Source organism: Marinobacter sp. L-13 (assembly GCF_056857715.1).
Map to the genome: position 1 here is coordinate 1 of NZ_JBSXNQ010000049.1, position 15,603 is coordinate 15,603.

22 protein-coding genes are annotated in these 15,603 nt (G+C 54.8%); 16 read left to right on the forward strand and 6 right to left on the reverse strand.

What is annotated here, in order from left to right:
* The 16 genes from AC13DD_RS07440 to AC13DD_RS07515 all read left to right on the forward strand — a co-directional run.
* A partial coding sequence (locus AC13DD_RS07440; protein ID WP_482931032.1) for a hypothetical protein occupies nt 1-311 on the forward strand: 311 nt, incomplete at its 5' end.
* Nucleotides 312-411: 100 nt separating this feature from the next.
* The gene (locus AC13DD_RS07445) at nt 412-1,182 is read left to right on the forward strand and encodes a hypothetical protein (protein ID WP_273073088.1); all 771 of its coding nucleotides are present in this window, start codon (nt 412-414) and stop codon (nt 1,180-1,182) included.
* A 649-nt stretch (nt 1,183-1,831) separates the two neighbouring features.
* Nucleotides 1,832-2,119: a DUF1330 domain-containing protein gene (locus AC13DD_RS07450; protein WP_273073087.1), complete on the forward strand. Its 288-nt coding sequence runs from the start codon at nt 1,832-1,834 to the stop codon at nt 2,117-2,119.
* Between the two features lie 63 nt (nt 2,120-2,182).
* Entirely contained in the window at nt 2,183-2,662 is a 480-nt protein-coding gene (locus AC13DD_RS07455) for an acyl-CoA thioesterase (RefSeq protein ID WP_008169502.1), read from the forward strand.
* 150 nt (nt 2,663-2,812) lie between these two features.
* Nucleotides 2,813-3,133 (forward strand): hypothetical protein, encoded by a 321-nt coding sequence (locus tag AC13DD_RS07460; RefSeq protein WP_014576852.1) that lies wholly within the window; start codon nt 2,813-2,815, stop codon nt 3,131-3,133.
* 1 nt (nt 3,134) lies between these two features.
* A complete protein-coding gene (locus AC13DD_RS07465) occupies nt 3,135-3,632 on the forward strand; it encodes a hypothetical protein (RefSeq protein WP_273073086.1) in 498 nt (165 codons plus the stop codon).
* A 29-nt stretch (nt 3,633-3,661) separates the two neighbouring features.
* On the forward strand, nt 3,662-3,982 hold the full coding sequence (locus AC13DD_RS07470; RefSeq protein ID WP_008169507.1) for a DUF2834 domain-containing protein: 321 nt from the start codon (nt 3,662-3,664) through the stop codon (nt 3,980-3,982).
* Between the two features lie 98 nt (nt 3,983-4,080).
* Nucleotides 4,081-4,347 carry a DksA/TraR family C4-type zinc finger protein gene (locus tag AC13DD_RS07475; protein ID WP_008169508.1) on the forward strand — a complete coding sequence of 89 codons (267 nt, stop codon included), beginning with the start codon at nt 4,081-4,083 and terminating at the stop codon, nt 4,345-4,347.
* A complete protein-coding gene (locus AC13DD_RS07480) occupies nt 4,344-4,436 on the forward strand; it encodes a ChaB family protein (protein WP_075267801.1) in 93 nt (30 codons plus the stop codon). The genes AC13DD_RS07475 and AC13DD_RS07480 overlap by 4 nt, the downstream gene beginning before the upstream one ends.
* Nucleotides 4,437-4,473: 37 nt before the next feature.
* Entirely contained in the window at nt 4,474-4,926 is a 453-nt protein-coding gene (locus tag AC13DD_RS07485; protein WP_273073092.1) for a GNAT family N-acetyltransferase, read from the forward strand.
* A 45-nt stretch (nt 4,927-4,971) separates the two neighbouring features.
* On the forward strand, nt 4,972-5,568 hold the full coding sequence (locus tag AC13DD_RS07490; RefSeq protein WP_339620786.1) for a glutathione S-transferase family protein: 597 nt from the start codon (nt 4,972-4,974) through the stop codon (nt 5,566-5,568).
* Nucleotides 5,569-5,668: 100 nt separating this feature from the next.
* Entirely contained in the window at nt 5,669-6,001 is a 333-nt protein-coding gene (locus tag AC13DD_RS07495) for a YnfA family protein (protein ID WP_008169514.1), read from the forward strand.
* 132 nt (nt 6,002-6,133) lie between these two features.
* Entirely contained in the window at nt 6,134-7,132 is a 999-nt protein-coding gene (locus tag AC13DD_RS07500) for a serine hydrolase domain-containing protein (protein WP_482931033.1), read from the forward strand.
* A 75-nt stretch (nt 7,133-7,207) separates the two neighbouring features.
* Nucleotides 7,208-7,627, forward strand: coding sequence for a DUF4399 domain-containing protein (locus tag AC13DD_RS07505; protein WP_405420962.1), 420 nt, complete (start codon nt 7,208-7,210; stop codon nt 7,625-7,627).
* A 113-nt stretch (nt 7,628-7,740) separates the two neighbouring features.
* Entirely contained in the window at nt 7,741-8,487 is a 747-nt protein-coding gene (locus tag AC13DD_RS07510; protein WP_482931034.1) for an SDR family oxidoreductase, read from the forward strand.
* A gap of 19 nt (nt 8,488-8,506) precedes the next feature.
* Complete coding sequence (locus AC13DD_RS07515) at nt 8,507-8,899, forward strand: hypothetical protein (protein WP_273017883.1); 393 nt, start codon at nt 8,507-8,509, stop codon at nt 8,897-8,899.
* Between the two features lie 88 nt (nt 8,900-8,987).
* On the opposite strand, the gene AC13DD_RS07520 is transcribed toward AC13DD_RS07515, so the two are convergent.
* The 6 genes from AC13DD_RS07520 to AC13DD_RS07545 form a co-directional block, all read right to left on the reverse strand.
* Nucleotides 8,988-9,710, reverse strand: a complete 723-nt coding sequence (locus AC13DD_RS07520; RefSeq protein WP_014576841.1) for an amino acid ABC transporter ATP-binding protein — start codon at nt 9,708-9,710, stop codon at nt 8,988-8,990.
* Nucleotides 9,707-10,360: an amino acid ABC transporter permease gene (locus AC13DD_RS07525; RefSeq protein WP_008169529.1), complete on the reverse strand. Its 654-nt coding sequence runs from the start codon at nt 10,358-10,360 to the stop codon at nt 9,707-9,709. The genes AC13DD_RS07520 and AC13DD_RS07525 overlap by 4 nt, the downstream gene beginning before the upstream one ends.
* The gene (locus tag AC13DD_RS07530; protein WP_008169533.1) at nt 10,360-11,025 is read right to left on the reverse strand and encodes an amino acid ABC transporter permease; all 666 of its coding nucleotides are present in this window, start codon (nt 11,023-11,025) and stop codon (nt 10,360-10,362) included. Before AC13DD_RS07530 ends, AC13DD_RS07525 begins: the two co-directional genes overlap by 1 nt.
* 153 nt (nt 11,026-11,178) lie before the next feature.
* Nucleotides 11,179-11,997, reverse strand: a complete 819-nt coding sequence (locus AC13DD_RS07535) for a transporter substrate-binding domain-containing protein (protein ID WP_053114982.1) — start codon at nt 11,995-11,997, stop codon at nt 11,179-11,181.
* A 309-nt stretch (nt 11,998-12,306) separates the two neighbouring features.
* Complete coding sequence (locus tag AC13DD_RS07540) at nt 12,307-14,874, reverse strand: FtsX-like permease family protein (RefSeq protein WP_273017884.1); 2,568 nt, start codon at nt 14,872-14,874, stop codon at nt 12,307-12,309.
* Complete coding sequence (locus AC13DD_RS07545; RefSeq protein WP_206076561.1) at nt 14,864-15,517, reverse strand: ABC transporter ATP-binding protein; 654 nt, start codon at nt 15,515-15,517, stop codon at nt 14,864-14,866. Before AC13DD_RS07545 ends, AC13DD_RS07540 begins: the two co-directional genes overlap by 11 nt.
* Between the last annotated feature and the right edge of the window lie 86 nt (nt 15,518-15,603).

Consider the following 15,603-nt stretch of genomic DNA (forward strand, 5'->3'; position numbering starts at 1 on the left):
TCAGCTACATCGATGGTGTCGTGTTCTGGAAACTGGCCCATTGGCTGGGCCGCAAATATCGCTCCCGGCTCAAACCGCTGATGCGTCATTGGTTCAAAGCCCCGGCTTCAGGTCAAAGTAAGACTTGGGTGCTGTATGGCAGAACCAATCAGGGACTGTTCAGTGGAGCCATTCTGTACCGACTCGTCGGTCACGGGAAAAAGCGATTCCGTTGGCGTCTTCCGGAGGGTAATCCCTACCTGAGGACAGAACCCAGAAACACTTGGACCTCGCGCTTTCCTGAGGTCGCTATGGCACTGTCCAGCGTTTAAACGGAGAGCCGGATGCGCTGAAAGGTGCACGTCCGGTTCGGAGAGGAGAGGCAGGGAAATAGTCCGACTACGCCCTGCCTCTTACTCTACTGGAGTAAGCATGGCATTTTCTTATTTTCGAAAATTTAACAGGTGGATTCCATTATTTTTGCTCGTGCTCGGTCTGGTGTTTTTCATAAAGCTAAGCGATCTAAAATTGATAAATTCTGAAGAGTTTAATAGCAGCATTTCTTCCTTCATCTCCATCGAAGGTTCAGATGAGTACGTGATTGCTACCCTCAAAAGCGGCGAGACTTTAAAAAAACAAAAATTCCGTACAACGCTATTCGACTTGCCAATTGGCGATACAGACGCGAGTATATCTGTTGTCGCGAATTATAAATATTTTGTACGCCTTAGTGACATTGTTCATCGACTTGTTGATGGTACTCTCCGCATTGAAGTTCCGGATTTAGAACTGTCAGTGCCTGTTGCCTTCGATATTCGATCTCTGTCCGAGACTAGTGATAGAACGGGTTTCGGCCCAAGGGAGGATATCTTAGTACAAGAGCTTAGATTAGAAATGGCAGAGCAATTAAGACTAAAGGGAAATTCTCAAAAATTTTCAGTCTATGAGCATGGAGCCAAAGCGATTGCAGAAAATTTCAATAAATATTTAGAAAAAAATGGCTTGTCTGGTATGTATAGCCAGATAGTTGTCAGCTTTAGAGGCGTGGATAGTGAAGTCAAGCGCGTTTTTCAGTATGAAGCCGACAATTGTGAAGACGTCCTGTGCACGATCAGTTGGAATGTTGGTGGCTACCATATTTTTTCCTCAAGGAAAAAAGTTCCGATCGAGAATGAACCAATGCGTCTCCAGTCATCTGACTAATACCGTCACAAAACAATCGGCTGCACAGCGACCGCTTTTCCACCGCTTCGCGGCTCCAAAACGGCGCGTGAGCCGGGCGTTATACGGAAGGTTGCCTGAATGTTTCTTGAGGACCTAATGCCTGTTACCGAATTATTCAGTGCGCTTGCTGTACCTGTAATAGGTTTCTTGGGTGTGTATATAGCTTGGAAACATTGGAAAACAGCGGCATATCGCCACAGGATGGACCTTTTCGACAAACGGTTTGAAATCTATTAGGCGACGATCGACTTCATTTTGTCCATACGGGGTGGAGGTCAGGTTTCGGATAAGTGCTTGGCAGTCTTTGAGGAAAAGACGTTGCCTGTCAGGTTTTTGTTCAACGACGAGGCTGCCGATTACATAGCAGAGATACGTTCTCAGGCCCTGGCGCGCAGACCTTCTCACAGGAAGCCGAGGGAATGGATGCCGGTCCGGAAAGATCGAAATTCAGCGGAAGTCATCCGAGGCCAGAAAGTGGCTTTACCATCAGCTTGACGAAGAGGAGTTGAATAAGCGCTTTCGCAAATTTTTGGACTTAGGGCGGTAAGCGAAACCGGGACAGATCTATTTTTCGTGACCATCCGACTCAACCCGACTGAACCACCCACTCGATAACCGGAGCCCGCTAATGACAGCCTACGTGATCGGCAACATCACCGTGAAAGACCCGGACAAATGGGCTGAATACCGCAGCCTTGTTCCGGAAACGCTGGTTCCCTGGGGTGCAGAACTGGTGCTTCGGGGTAAACAGGCGAAGGCACTGAGCGGGCAATACCGGCACACCGATACCGTGGTTATCCGCTTTCCGGATGCGGATTCCGCCACCGATTGGCACAATTCCCCTGCCTATCAGGCATTGGTGCCGTTACGCACCCAGGCAGCGGATGTGGATCTGGTGACTTTCGAGGCCGATTAATAACTACTGCCACCACCAGCACCCTGGCGCCTATACTGGACAGCAAACCAACAGAGAAGCGCCATGGAAAACAATTCAACAAGCCTGAGCATGACCGTCCTGATGACGCCGGACAAAGCCAATTTCTCTGGCAATGTGCACGGCGGCACCCTGCTGAAGTACCTGGATGAAGTCGCCTATGCCTGCGCCAGCCGTTACGCCGGGACGTATGTCGTTACTCTGTCCGTCGACCAGGTGATGTTCCTCCAACCCATCCAAATTGGCGAGCTGGTCACCTTTCTGGCCAGCGTGAACTACACCGGCCGTACCTCCATGGAGATCGGCATCAAGGTGGTTACCGAGAACATCCGCGACAAGTTGGTTCGCCATAGCAACAGCTGCTTTTTTACCATGGTGGCGGTTGATGACAACGGTAAAGCCGTCGCCGTGCCGCAGCTGGTTCCACGTACCGATGATCAGATCCGGCGATTTGCCAACGGTAAGGAGCGCCGCGCCATTCGTGCCGAACTGGAGGAACGCTACAGGGAGCTGCATAAAAAATGAGTCCGGCGCAAATAACTGAAGCAGATCTATTTTTTCGAATTTGAACGTGACTTGGTCGCAGTAGATTTACTCGCTCTCGCAATGATCATTTGCTAACGTGCAAAGCGTCCAGGAGGACGTTATCTCTCAGTAAACAAAAGGAATTGGATCATGGATCACAGTGACCGTGAGTATGTCTCCGCTGCCATCAACTTTTTCTGGGGCGATGGCACGGCCTCACCTGAATCCGTCAATGAACGATCCGCTGAGGTCGTCTATACCGCAGTAACCGAGTCGCAATCGTGCTCAGCTTCCATGGACCTGGTTCCCAGACCGAGCGGCGGCAAGCCAGGAATCTCCTATATCGTGAAACAAGTGGCTGGCATCGGTAAAAACATCGCTTCCGGTAACAGTCAGACTTATTACATTTGCAAGCTGCAAGTCAGCCAGAATTTCCGCTCTGAAATCCACATGGCACTAAAGGGAATTTGAGATGTTCAAGATTGGATTGATCGCTGTTGCTTTAAGTTTGTCCGTTGCTGTTCATGCCGGTAACCGAATCGAGCTTTTGTACTCGGACTTGAGATTCAGCATTCCGGCAGGTTTCGCCGCTGTTGGCGATATTGGCGACAGCCAGAACATGTTGATCTTCCGATACGGCGACGAGCTAGGTAAACGATTCCTGGCATTCGCAGACATGACCCACGATGAAACGTTGGAATACGGCTGCCCAGCGGCCACTTTCTTCGAGGCTGTTTTCTTTGAGACAGCTGCAGCCGATTGTGACCAGACGTTGATCGGGGCCGTGCACGAGAATTTTGTCAGCGGCAGAGATGTCGCCACCTGGACGCAGGATTCCTATTCACTCGCCTACTCCGACCACGGGAACAAAGCCTTCCTCTTTGTGATCGGCAAAGATGCAAAGCTGCTAAAGATTGACTCCGATTTTCTTGATGGCGAATCCCTCAAGCGCATCGCTGAAGACCTTTAATTCCAGCAACAAATAAATCAAGGAAGATTATGAGACTATCCCCCCTCCCCCTCGTCGTTCTCTGCCTGTTTATGGGCTTCACCTTCTGGGTGATGGCCGGCGCCGAGCAATCGCTCCTCGCATTCGGCGCCCAGTTGATGTCGAGCCCCGATACCGCACAGGTTGTTATCGATCTCTACATTCTCGCGGTATTGGCTTGCATCTGGATGTACCAGGATGCCAAACGTCGAGGCAAAGGATTGGGTTACCTGGTTCCGTTTTTCGTTCTGACAGCAGTGTTTGTCTCCGCAGGGCCCTTGCTGTATCTGGTTCTTCGAGGTGGGCGCGAGACTGAAGCCGGTAGGCTTTAACCGTTCGCATCAGCCAAATCAGCGTCGGCCATCTTTGAGCACCCGAGCTACAATGCTAACGTTGAGTGGTTTCAGTCAGCCAGACTTCGGAGGGCCCCATGGCAGGCGGATGGTCTCGTGATGGTGCGGTTCAGGAACAGATCGACGCAAGCGTTGAGGATGAAATCCAGCGCGCACGCAGCCAGTTGGCCAAAGGCGAAAGTGCCGAGGAATGTGATGAGTGCGGAGCACCAATTCCAGAGGCCCGGCGCAAGGCCATTCCCGGTGTTCGTTTGTGCATTGACTGCCAGTCGGCCCATGAAAAGGAGCGCAGCCAGTCTGGCGGCATCAATCGCAGAGGCAGCAAGGACAGCCAGCTGCGATAGAGACGGCCCACAAAGTAGCCTGGGCGGCGGTTAAAGAGGAATATCGCAAGGAGGGCGACAGGTGGGTCAAAGGCAAATCCCAAGAATGAATCGCCATAGCACACCCTCCCGGACTAGCGTTTGAATATGGACATTTCAATCGAACCGGGGCGGGCTGATCATCTTGATGGCATTCACGCTCTGGTCCTCGAATGGGGTTACACAGCCAGCAGGCTCCGAACGAAAGCATGGCTCGAGGCAATCGCTAACTCTCCTAGCCATCAGATTTTCGTCGCCCTTTCCGGGGGTTCGGTCGTTGGATGGATAGCAGTGGAAAAGCGCCTGTTCCTCAGCGAGCTGTTTGTCGCGGAAATTACAGGCCTGGTTGTAGGCTCCCGCGCACGGAGGGCTGGTATCGGCCAGCTATTGGTCCAGTCTGCTGAAGACTGGTCCAGCTCTATGGGACTCCCGCGGGTGGTGGTACGCTCTAATGTAACGCGCCTTGAGTCTCATGGCTTTTATCCGGCGGTTGGTTATACGCAATCCAAAACAACGCATGTCTACACCAAAGACCTCAAGCAGCCCGGATCGGAGCCCTGAACGCCCCGGCCTGAAAAACGGCGCTCTCCCAGCAAAGGAAACTGCATGAAAATCTATGGCGATACCCAATCCGGGAACTGCTACAAGGTTCAGCTCGTTTGCCAACTGCTGAACATCGACCATCAGTGGATTGATGTCGACATTCTGGCTGGCGACACAAAATCCGATGATTTTTTGAAAAAGAACCCGAATGGCAAGATTCCTCTGCTGGAGCTGGATAGTGGCGAGGCGTTGTCAGAGTCCAACGCCATCATCAACTTCCTCGCGTTCGGCTCTGATCTGTACCCGAATGACCGCCTCGCCCAGGCCCGCGTTCTGCAATGGCAATTCTTCGAGCAATACAGCCATGAGCCGTTTATCGCCGTCGCGCGCTTTATCAACAAGTACCTGGGACTGCCGGCAGACAAAGCCGACGAGTATGCCGCCAAGCAAACCGGCGGGCACAAGGCCTTGCAGGTGATGGAGCAACAACTGGCAGAGACGCCATTCCTGGCGGGTGAGAAGGTCACTACTGCAGATATCTCACTCTATGCATACACCCACGTCGCGGATGAGGGTGGTTTTGAGCTGGAAGCCTACCCTGCGATTCGCGCATGGCTGGATCGGGTTGCGGCATTACCGAATTTCAGGCCTATGGTTTAGAAGTGCGCGGTAATTACTCTCCTATCCCCATGTAAATCGTAAAGACTGGTTCACAAAGCGTCATAAATACGGCTTTTTATCGGTACAAAGGAAAATCCCCGTGCCTGAACTGAAAACCATCGGTCTGTTTCTCGTTACCGCGCTGGCTGAAATCGTTGGCTGCTACCTACCCTATCTCTGGCTTCGCGAGGGAAAGAGCATCTGGCTTCTCGTACCCGGGGCCCTGAGCCTGGCGGCATTTGCCTGGTTACTTTCCCTGCATCCTACTGCCGCCGGTCGGGTTTATGCGGCCTACGGCGGTGTGTATATCTTCATGGCCATTCTCTGGCTTTGGGCTATTGATGGTATCCGGCCAACCGTTTGGGATCTGGTGGGATCCGGCGTAGCCCTGCTCGGCATGGCGATCATCATGTTTGCGCCTAGAGGCGCATAAATCTGCATCGCGTACCCGATAATCACCACAGATCTGATTAAGCCGTGACCTCCTCTCGGCGCGCTGACGTACAGTAGTCATATGATCGACGTTCCACTTACCAAAACGAAGACGCTAGCGCCTCCTTACACTATGCAACGCTTTTCATATTGGCTTTTCGCACTGCTGCTCCTGGTGACCCCGCCAAGCCACTCGGAGACGGCAGACTGGCAAGCAGAGGTGTCCAGAGAGGCTGCAAACCTTAAGCGCCTTCACTCCTTGATTGTTGTCCATGAGGGCCAGGAAGTTCTGGCATTGGATTTGAAAAGTGCCGGGCTCGACACGCCAACCAACATCAAATCTCTCTCCAGGACAGTACTCGCCGCGCTGGTGGGTATCGGCATCGAAAAAGGTGTGTTCGAGGGAACCAATCAACCGGTTATTGAAACGCTCGGTGACCGCGTACCCGCCTCCGCCACCAAGGGCGTGGACCGGATAACTCTGGGGCACCTGCTGTCTTTGCAGGCCGGGTTGCAGCGGACATCTGGCCGTTACTATGGCACCTGGGTGAACAGCGATAACTGGGTTCACCATGTGCTCACCCGGCCGTTCGTGGATGAGCCGGGCGGTCGCATGCTCTACTCCACCGGCAGCAGCCACCTGCTCTCGGCGGCGCTCACTGAAAGCGCCGGGCGCAGCACGCTCGACCTGGCGCGGGAATGGTTGGGCGAGCCACTGAATATAACCATTCCGGCCTGGGGCCGGGATCCCCAGGGGATCTATTTTGGTGGCAATAATATGGCTCTTTCGCCAAGGGACCTGGCCAAAATCGGCGAGCTTTATCGCAATGAAGGCCGCCTTGGTGATCGGCGCCTGTTTCCGGAAAACTGGGTGCGGGAGTCCTGGATTGAACGCGGAAGGTCCGCCTACACAGATGATCCCTATGGCTATGGCTGGTTCCAGCAGCCGCTCGCCGGCGAAATGGGGTATTACGGGCGTGGGTACGGAGGCCAGGTACTGTATGTGATGCCCGCTCGCAAACTGACCGTGGTGATGACCTCTGACCCTACCCCTCCCTCGCCGGGTTCAGCCTTTTTGCGCCGCCAGTTCCAGTTAATTGAGGAGCACATAATTCCTGCCGTGGAAAACTGAAGCGGCCGTCACGCATACGTTTCCTCAACTATACTCACTGGTGGCGAACACCAAGGAGGAAACGAAATGAACAGGATCGCAATTACACTGTTTTCAGCTCTGTTGATCGCGCCAGTAGCAGCGATTGCAGAGAGCATGAAGTCTGAGGCGCCGGCCAACGCTGGCGTGTATTTCGTGCAACCAACTGACGGCGCAACCGTAAACGAAACCTTCAAAGTCGTCTTTGGTCTGCGGAACATGGGCGTAGCACCTGCTGGCGTGGAAAAAGCAGGCACCGGACACCACCACCTGCTGATCGATACCGACGTACCGTCCGATCTGAGCAAATCCCTCCCGGCAACGGATCAAATCAGACACTTTGGTGGCGGGCAAACCGAAACCGAGATCACGCTATCACCGGGTAAACACACGCTGCAGCTTTTGGTCGGTGATCACATGCATGTGCCGCACAACCCGCCAGTGGTTTCCGAGAAGATCACAGTAATGGTGGAGTAACGTTCTACCCTGAACGGAATGGCCAGTGCAGAGTTGCATTTCAGTCAATCCCCTGGGCGTTCGATCATGGTACTGTGAGCGCAAATAATCCGAACGAATCCAGGGGATAGCTGATGCGAAAGAACATTCTGATTACCGGTGCCAGCACCGGTCTCGGGGAAGGCATGGCTCGCGAATGGGCGGCCAAAGGCTGTAATCTGGCGCTCTGTGCGCGCCGGGCAGACAAGCTGGAAGCTCTCCAGCGGGAATTGCAGCAGGCTCATCCGGATATCCGGGTACTCGTCCGAGGCCTTGATGTCTGCGATTACGATCAGGTGTTCAAAGTGTTCCGGGGCTTCCGGGATGAGCTCGGTAGTCTTGATCGGGTGGTGGTTAATGCAGGTATTGGCAGCTCACAGCCCATCGGCCGTGGGCATTTCGCTGCCAACCGCCACACCGCCGAGACCAACTTCATCGCTGCTATTGCCCAGAGTGAGGCAGCCATGGAGATCTTCCGCGAGCAGAACAGCGGTCACCTGGTGTTAATGTCGTCTGTCAGTGGTGTTCGCGGCTTCCGTGGTCCACTGAACGTATACGCTGCCACCAAGGCCGCCGTAGCCTCTTTGGCGGAAGGTCTGCAGCTCGATACCAAGGGTAAGCCGATCAACGTCAGCAACATTATGCCCGGCTACATTCTCACGGATATTAACCGGGACACTAAAAGCGCGCCCTTCCGTGTGGATCTGGAAACCGGTGTAAAGGCCCTGGTGAAAGCCATCGAATCGGAGAAGCGCCGGGCCTACGTGCCCTGGTGGCCATGGACGCCGATTAGTTACGTAATCAAATCCCTCCCCTTTGGGTTATTTGCCAGAGCAATGTAAGCAGCTTGGAATCTTCAGAATGATCAAATCCTTTGCCCTGGCAGCGTTGATTGCTGTTCTGCTGGGGTTCCTTGGCTTTCAATACTACATCACCTCGGTACCCGATCTGGCAGAGCCCATTACCGTGGAGGAATCCCGATTCATCGAGCAGGACCAATCCCTCCTGTTAACGCTACGGGGTGGCGAGGGCCGCCAGTTTACCGTAGGCCTGCGCGGAGACATCGCCAACGATCCGGAACAAACCGCCTTGTTCTTTATCAGCAATCCAGATCTGGTGCCCTATGTGTACTGGCCGGGTCTTCGGAGCAACGACGAAAAACGGGTACTGGAGCTGCTGGAAGATATGGTTGAAAAACAAAAGCAGGAGGAAGCGGTCAGGAAGATTTATGAGGTGCTGAAGAACCGGAACTGAAGCCACCGGATTCTGGGCGGGCTGGAAAAATGGCTGGGAAAGCGGGTCCAAGAACTCCCCCAGCCAGCGCCACGGTTGTGGCGACTTTCTAGCGCACTTTTGAAAGGAACTTCTGGGTGAGCGGGTTTTGCGGATCGGTAATCACCTGGCGTGCTTCACCGATCTCTGCGATCACACCCTCGTGGAAGTAAGCCACCCGATCAGAGACATCCCGTGCGAACCCCATTTCGTGGGTCACACAGATCATGGTCATCCCCTCTTCTGCCAGCAAGCGCAGGGTATCCAGAACCTCGCCGACCAGCTCCGGGTCGAGCGCGGAGGTCACCTCGTCAAGCAGCATGTAGTCAGGCTTCATGGCCAGAGCACGGGCAATCGCCAGGCGTTGCTGCTGACCGCCCGACATTTTCGTGGGATAGACGTCGAACTTGTCGCCCAGGCCGACGTGCTCCAACTCTTTCTTGGCAATTTCGATTGCCTCTTCCTTGCTCATTTTCTTGACGATTCTGGGCGCCAGTGCGGCGTTCTCCAGCACAGTCATATGAGGAAAGGAATTCCATTGCTGAAAGACCATGCCCAGTTTCTGGCGCAGCTTGTCCTTGTTGGTCTCTTTGGCATGGACATCCACATCATCAACGAGGATCTTGCCCTTGTTGATGGGCTCAATGGCATTGATGCAATACAGGAGAGTCGACTTGCCACTGCCGGAGCCCCCGATAACGCTCACGACCTCGCCTTTCTTTACATCCAGGCTGACGCCTTTCAGTACTTCAAGATCGCCGAAGGATTTATGGACATTCTGTACGCTGATCATATTGCCATTTTCCTCTCAACATACCGGCCGTAGTGGGACAGCGGGTACGAAATAATGAAGTAAAAGATACCAACACCGATCAGAATCTCGAGCGGTTGCTGGGTTCTTGAAATCAGTTGCTCCGACGTGCGCAGCAATTCCATGTAACCGATGACCGAGACCAGGGCCGAGTCCTTGATGACACTGAGTGCAACACCCAGCCACGAGGGGAACACAGCACGCAAACCAATCGGCAACCGAATGTGGTAGATGGTTTGCCATTTGGTCATGCCCAGTGAGCGCGCTGCCGTCTGCATTGAGGGACTGACGCTCTCAAAGCCACTGCGGAACACCTCGCTCATGAAGGCCATGGTATACAGCGAAAGCACAATGGAGCCCGCAACAAACGGCGCCAGTGGATTCCCCATCGCACCGACAAAGGTGGAGAACAGAATAAGCTGGATGATCAGGGGAACACTTCTCAGCACGTCGAGCACGCTACCGAAAAGGACGTTGACGGCCTTGTTGCTCTCGGCACGGAGAAAACCAACGATCAATCCCAGAATCGTGCCCACCACGATGGCGACAACGGAGATGATGATGGTATTCCAGACACCGGTCAGAATCAGACCGCTATCGCTCCAGGACAGGGGTGTGAATAAGGAATTCATCAGATTTCCCCCTTGAAGAGTCTACGCGCAAGCAATGATGACCCGAACAACACGAGTTTGGTGATCACGAAGTACATCACGGCCGCCACAATGAAGAACTCCAGTGTTCGGAACGACAGCGACTGCAAACGCTGAGTCGTGCCAGAAAGCTCGCTCATACCGACCAGAATGCCCAGAGAGCTCATCAGGATGGACCAGACAAACTGGTTGGTCATCGGGTGGTAGATGCGTCTCAGCATCTGCGGGAGGATGATGTATCGATACGTCTGGATACTGGTCATGCCCAGCGACTTGGAGGCGCTGTACTGCGTGCTCGGAATCGACTGGAAACCACCCCGGAACGTCTCCGTCAGGTAGCCCGCGTTGATAAAGACCAGTGCGCTCAGTACCGCCACGTAGGGGCTGAGGTGGATACCAAATGCTCCAAGGCCAAAATAGGCCATGTAGATCTGGAACAGGGCCGGCGTATTCCGGGCAATCTCGACCCAGACCGTAGCAACCTGGCTGAAGAACTTCGTGTTATTCATTTTGGCGATCGCCAACAGTATTGCGATCACAACGCCCAGAAGCATCGCCAGAACGGATACGTGCAGGGTAACGAAGGCACCGTTCAGCAGCTGGGGCATGTTCTGGAACACAACGTTCCAGTGAAATTCGTAGTCCATACCTTGGCCATTTTATGAATGGTAGGAAACTCGACCAGAGCCCGGTAAGAGGGGCCTTGATCAGAATTTTAGGTCAGGACACCCGAGGGTGAGTGCCCGACCCGGGAACCAATGCAATGACGGCCGCCTGTTTGGCGGCCGTCGGTTCGGCGCTTACTTGTTGTCCCGGAGGGACTTGATCAGATCGGCCGGCGCATCGGTGCCGAAGTGCTTGTTGTAAGCTTCGTTCATGTTGCCGTCGCGAATCTGGCGTACCAGGAACAGGTTCAGGTAGTTGATCCAGGCAACCTCATCACGCTTGGCGATGATGCCCACAACGTCGTCGTAGTTGGGAACGTAGGGGCCCGCTTCAAAGTCTGCGAACTCTTCGCTACGCAGTTTGGTCGCAATGTTGGTGTTGGTAGAGATGATTGCGTCGACCTTGCCCTGGTAAAGACCCAGGTAGGCATCGTTCTCGGATTTGAAGGAGGTGTAGTTGTCCTTGCCCCAGCCCTGCTGCTCGGCATACGCGAGGTATTCGGTTTCGTAGGTGGTGCCGAGTGCCGCACCGACTTTCAGATCCTTAAGGTCGTCGAAGGATTCAATGTTCTTGTCCTCGTTGGCGATAACCTGGAATTTGAACACGAAGTACGGGTAGGTGAAGCCAACGGTCTTGGCGCGCTCCAGTGTATCGGAGGTAGAACCGATAACCACATCAGTTTTGCCGGAAACCAGGGAGGGAATCCGCTCGCCCCAGGTCAGGTTGAGAACGTTAACGTCCACGCCGAGCGCCTCGCCCAGGTCGTTACAGTAATCGACGTCGAAGCCTGCAGGCTCGTTGTTCTCGTCAAAATATCCCATTGGTGGGAAATCCAGAACCACGCCACAGTTCAGAGTGCCACGTTGAATCACGGTGTCCAGCTGATCGGCTGTCGCGCTTACGGAGGTTACCGCAGCACAAGCGAATACAAGCGGTGCTAGTTTGCGAATCATAGTTATTCTCTCTTTTTCTTTCGTGGGCGAAAAGTGTGTGTCCGTTATGCCTACACAACACGAGTTATGTGCAAAAAGCATACGTAAAAATACTACCGTAGATTATTTAGTGAAAATTTTTGAAATTTGCCATTTGGTAGGCAATTTTCCTTAATTTCCTCAATATAACCGGATTTTTTGAGCCTGCAGCTCGTGATAGCGGCCAAAAAACGAACAAACAGTCATTTTTCATGTTCTTAGGTCTATGATTTAACTGATGTTTACACCTCCTTAATCAAAAAGACGAATTTATTACTATAGCAGGCCATTTTAACGGTCTCTGAGCAACACAGCGGGGTTTAACCGCATTGCCCTGAGCGTGGGCAGTAATCCACCCAGCAGCGCCAGCGAACTGACACCTCCGGCAACCAGCGCCCCAATCCACCATAAATCGCCGGCCGGCAGCTTCAAGGCCAGGTCAGCTACAGGTAAAGCAATTAGCGCACCAAGCGCCGTCGCGAAAACCGTTGCCAGAAAGGTCAGCAAACCGGTTTCCAGCAGCATGGATTGGCGGATCGCTCCGTGACGGGCGCCAAGGCAGTGCAACAGGTTGGCCTCGTAAAGCTGCCGCCTGCGGCTGACACTGACTACGCTGGAAAGCACAAGCAGGCTGGCGAGAAGACTGACCGATGCCACAGCCGCCAGGCCCGCGGCTGCCTTGTTCAGCAGATCGCCTGCGGTTTCCAGCCAGTCAGCGGTGCGCAGCGTGATTACATTGGGGATGTTCTGTGCCAGCCATTGCTGGGATTCCCTGGCCGCCTCATCGCTTTGGTAGACCGCACCAACGTAAAGGCTGATCAAGTCGTCCAGTGCGCCTTGCTGCAATATGCCCTCGAACCAGAATCGGGTCTGCAGCCCTTTTTGCCGGTAAATTGCACGGATTTCGACGTCGATGCTCTTATCCTGTGCAGTAAAGGTGAGCTGGTCGCCCACCCCCAGTCCAAGCTGGTAAGCCTCCCGATCCTCCATGGCCATGTAAGCGGGCTCCCCCTCGGGGGCCGGCGATTCCCACCAGTTGCCCTCCACCAGTTCCAGTGCTTCGGGGTTTCCCGAGAGATAACTCAGTTTGTATTCATCTCCCATGGCTTCTCGCCGGGCTTCGGCGTTATCGGCGAGAACCTCCGCAATCGGCTTCTGGTTAATAGTGTCCAGGCGGGACCGGACCATCGGGAGCAACTCGACGCGGCTAGAAGCATCCAACGCTTCCAGGCCGTTTTGCAGCGGTTCCATCTGGTCCGGGAACACTTCATAGAGGATTAGCGCCGGCGACTGTTCCGGTATGGTGGTTTCAAGCGCCCTCAGGAGCGTGGTAACCATCAACGTGCAGGCCACCACAAGCGTCAGTGCGGTGCCCAGTGACAGCAGGGTTGCCCGGAGCGGCGAATCCGGCCGGTGCAGATTGGCCAGGGCCAACCGCCGGGCAAACCTGCGGTCGGCAAAACCGCCGTTTTCCAGAGCCTTGGCACCGCGGCGTAACCCCTTGATCAAACCTTCCAGGAGGCCCCAGAGCAGCGTAACCGCCAGCAGGAAAAGAAAGCCCAGATGAGGCGATGGGAGCCAGAACAGGGTAGCGCCGATGTAGACAGCCAGCAGTAGATAGCTGGCAATCCGCCAGCTGCGAGGCTCGTTGGGAGCCGCCTCGACCTGCCCCCGGAAAAGCCCGGCCGGCGCAGCAGCGAGGGCTCGAGCGAGTGCCGGCAGTGCAAACACGTAAGCAGTCAGAACACCGAACAGCCAGCTCAGAAGCAAGGGAACCAACCACAAGGAGAACCAGCCGCCGGCCCCATCGGGCCCCGCCAAAGCAAAGGCATCGCCCGCCAGGCTGATCGCCAGGGCGGAAAGCCCCAGCCCGATACCACCGCCAACTAGCCCCGCAAGGCTGCCCAATACACCAATCTGCAGGAGGTATATGCCGACAAGCGGTTTGCGACGCAGGCCAAGTGTTTGCAGGGTGGCAATTGTGCCCAGCTTTTCATCGAGGTAGGCGTGGATGCTGTTGGCAACGCCGAGGCCACCGATGAACAATGTCGTGAAAGCGATAAGGATGAGTGCTGTGGCAATCTGGTCCAGCCGCTCGGAAATCCGTTCGCTGCGCTCGGCAAACGTAGTGATTTCCCATCGCGCATCCGGGAATGCCTGCTCGAATTCCTCAAGCCAGGTATCGAGATTCTGCTCTGTTTGTACCCGGTATTCGTAATCCACGCGGCTACCCGGGCGAATCAACCCGGTTGCCTCCACGGCCTGCTCAGATATCATGATCGGCAGGCCGCGCCAATTGGCGTTCAGGCTCCGATCCGGCTGCTTCTGGATAAGACCGCTGATTCGAAAGGTGGCGGCGCCAATCTCAATCTGGTCGCCAACCGACTGGCCCAGGCGTTCTGCCAGCAATGGATCAATAATGGCGCCCCACTGCCCTTCTTTCTGGGCTGTAAGAACACCCAGGGGTTCATCCGGTGTCAGCTCCAACTCGCCGTAAAGGGGATAGAGGGCATCCAGAACCAGTATCTCGGCCCGGAAGAAGCCGTCACCGCCGCTTCCGCTTACGATGGTATCGAATTCCCGCACCAGCGAAATGTTGCCGGTAGCGCGAATCCATTCGAGCGCCTCATCGGGCAGAGGCTCGCTGGTATCCAGCTCCACATCGCCACCGAGCAGCGCCCGGGTATCTGCCAGCAAACTTTGCTCAATCACCCGGTACAGGCTGGCTGTGGCCGCGACAAGCGTGACGCCAAGAATCAGGCAGGCCAGGAAAATCTTCAGTGCAGAGATACGTGACCGCAGATCGGTGATCGCGAATCGGAGCATCCAGAGCGGGTTTGCGGAGCGTTCAGGAGGCATAAAGACGCCCACCGTCCATCCGGACCCTGTGCTGACAACGCTCGGCAACGCGCTCGTCGTGAGTCACCAGTACCAGCGTGGATTTGCTGTCCTTGTGCAAGTCGAACAGCAGAGAGAGCACTTTCTCACCGGTTTCGTGGTCCAGATTGCCTGTGGGCTCATCCCCCAACAACAGGCTTGGCTGATGAACCAGAGCCCGCGCGATCGCTACCCGTTGCTGCTCGCCGCCAGAGAGCTGCCCCGGGTAGTGCTGCAGCCGATGGCTGAGACCAACTGCCTCCAACATGGCGAGAGCTCGTTCCCGCGGCCTGGCCTCGCCGGCAATCTCAAGCGGCAGACTCACGTTTCCCAGGGCCGTGAGGCCAGGCAGCAGGTGAAAGGACTGGAAAATAATGCCAAGGTGCTCACTTCGCCAGTCGGCCAGAGCATTGGCGTCCATGTCGCCCAGGCGTTGATCGCCGACCAGAATTTCACCACTGGTCGGTCGCTGCAGGCCGGAGAGCAACAAAAGCAGGGACGTTTTCCCGCTACCAGAGGGGCCTGTGATTGCCAGTGTTTCTCCCGGGGGCACCATGAGGGAGGCATTTTTGAGTACAGCAACCTTGCCGGACTCTGTGGGGTACTCGAGAAAAATGTCGGTCATTTCAACACTGGTGGACACTGGCGCTCCTCTGGTTTGATGAATTTCCTGCTCTATTGCGTACTAGTAAATGATCGGCATCCGCATAA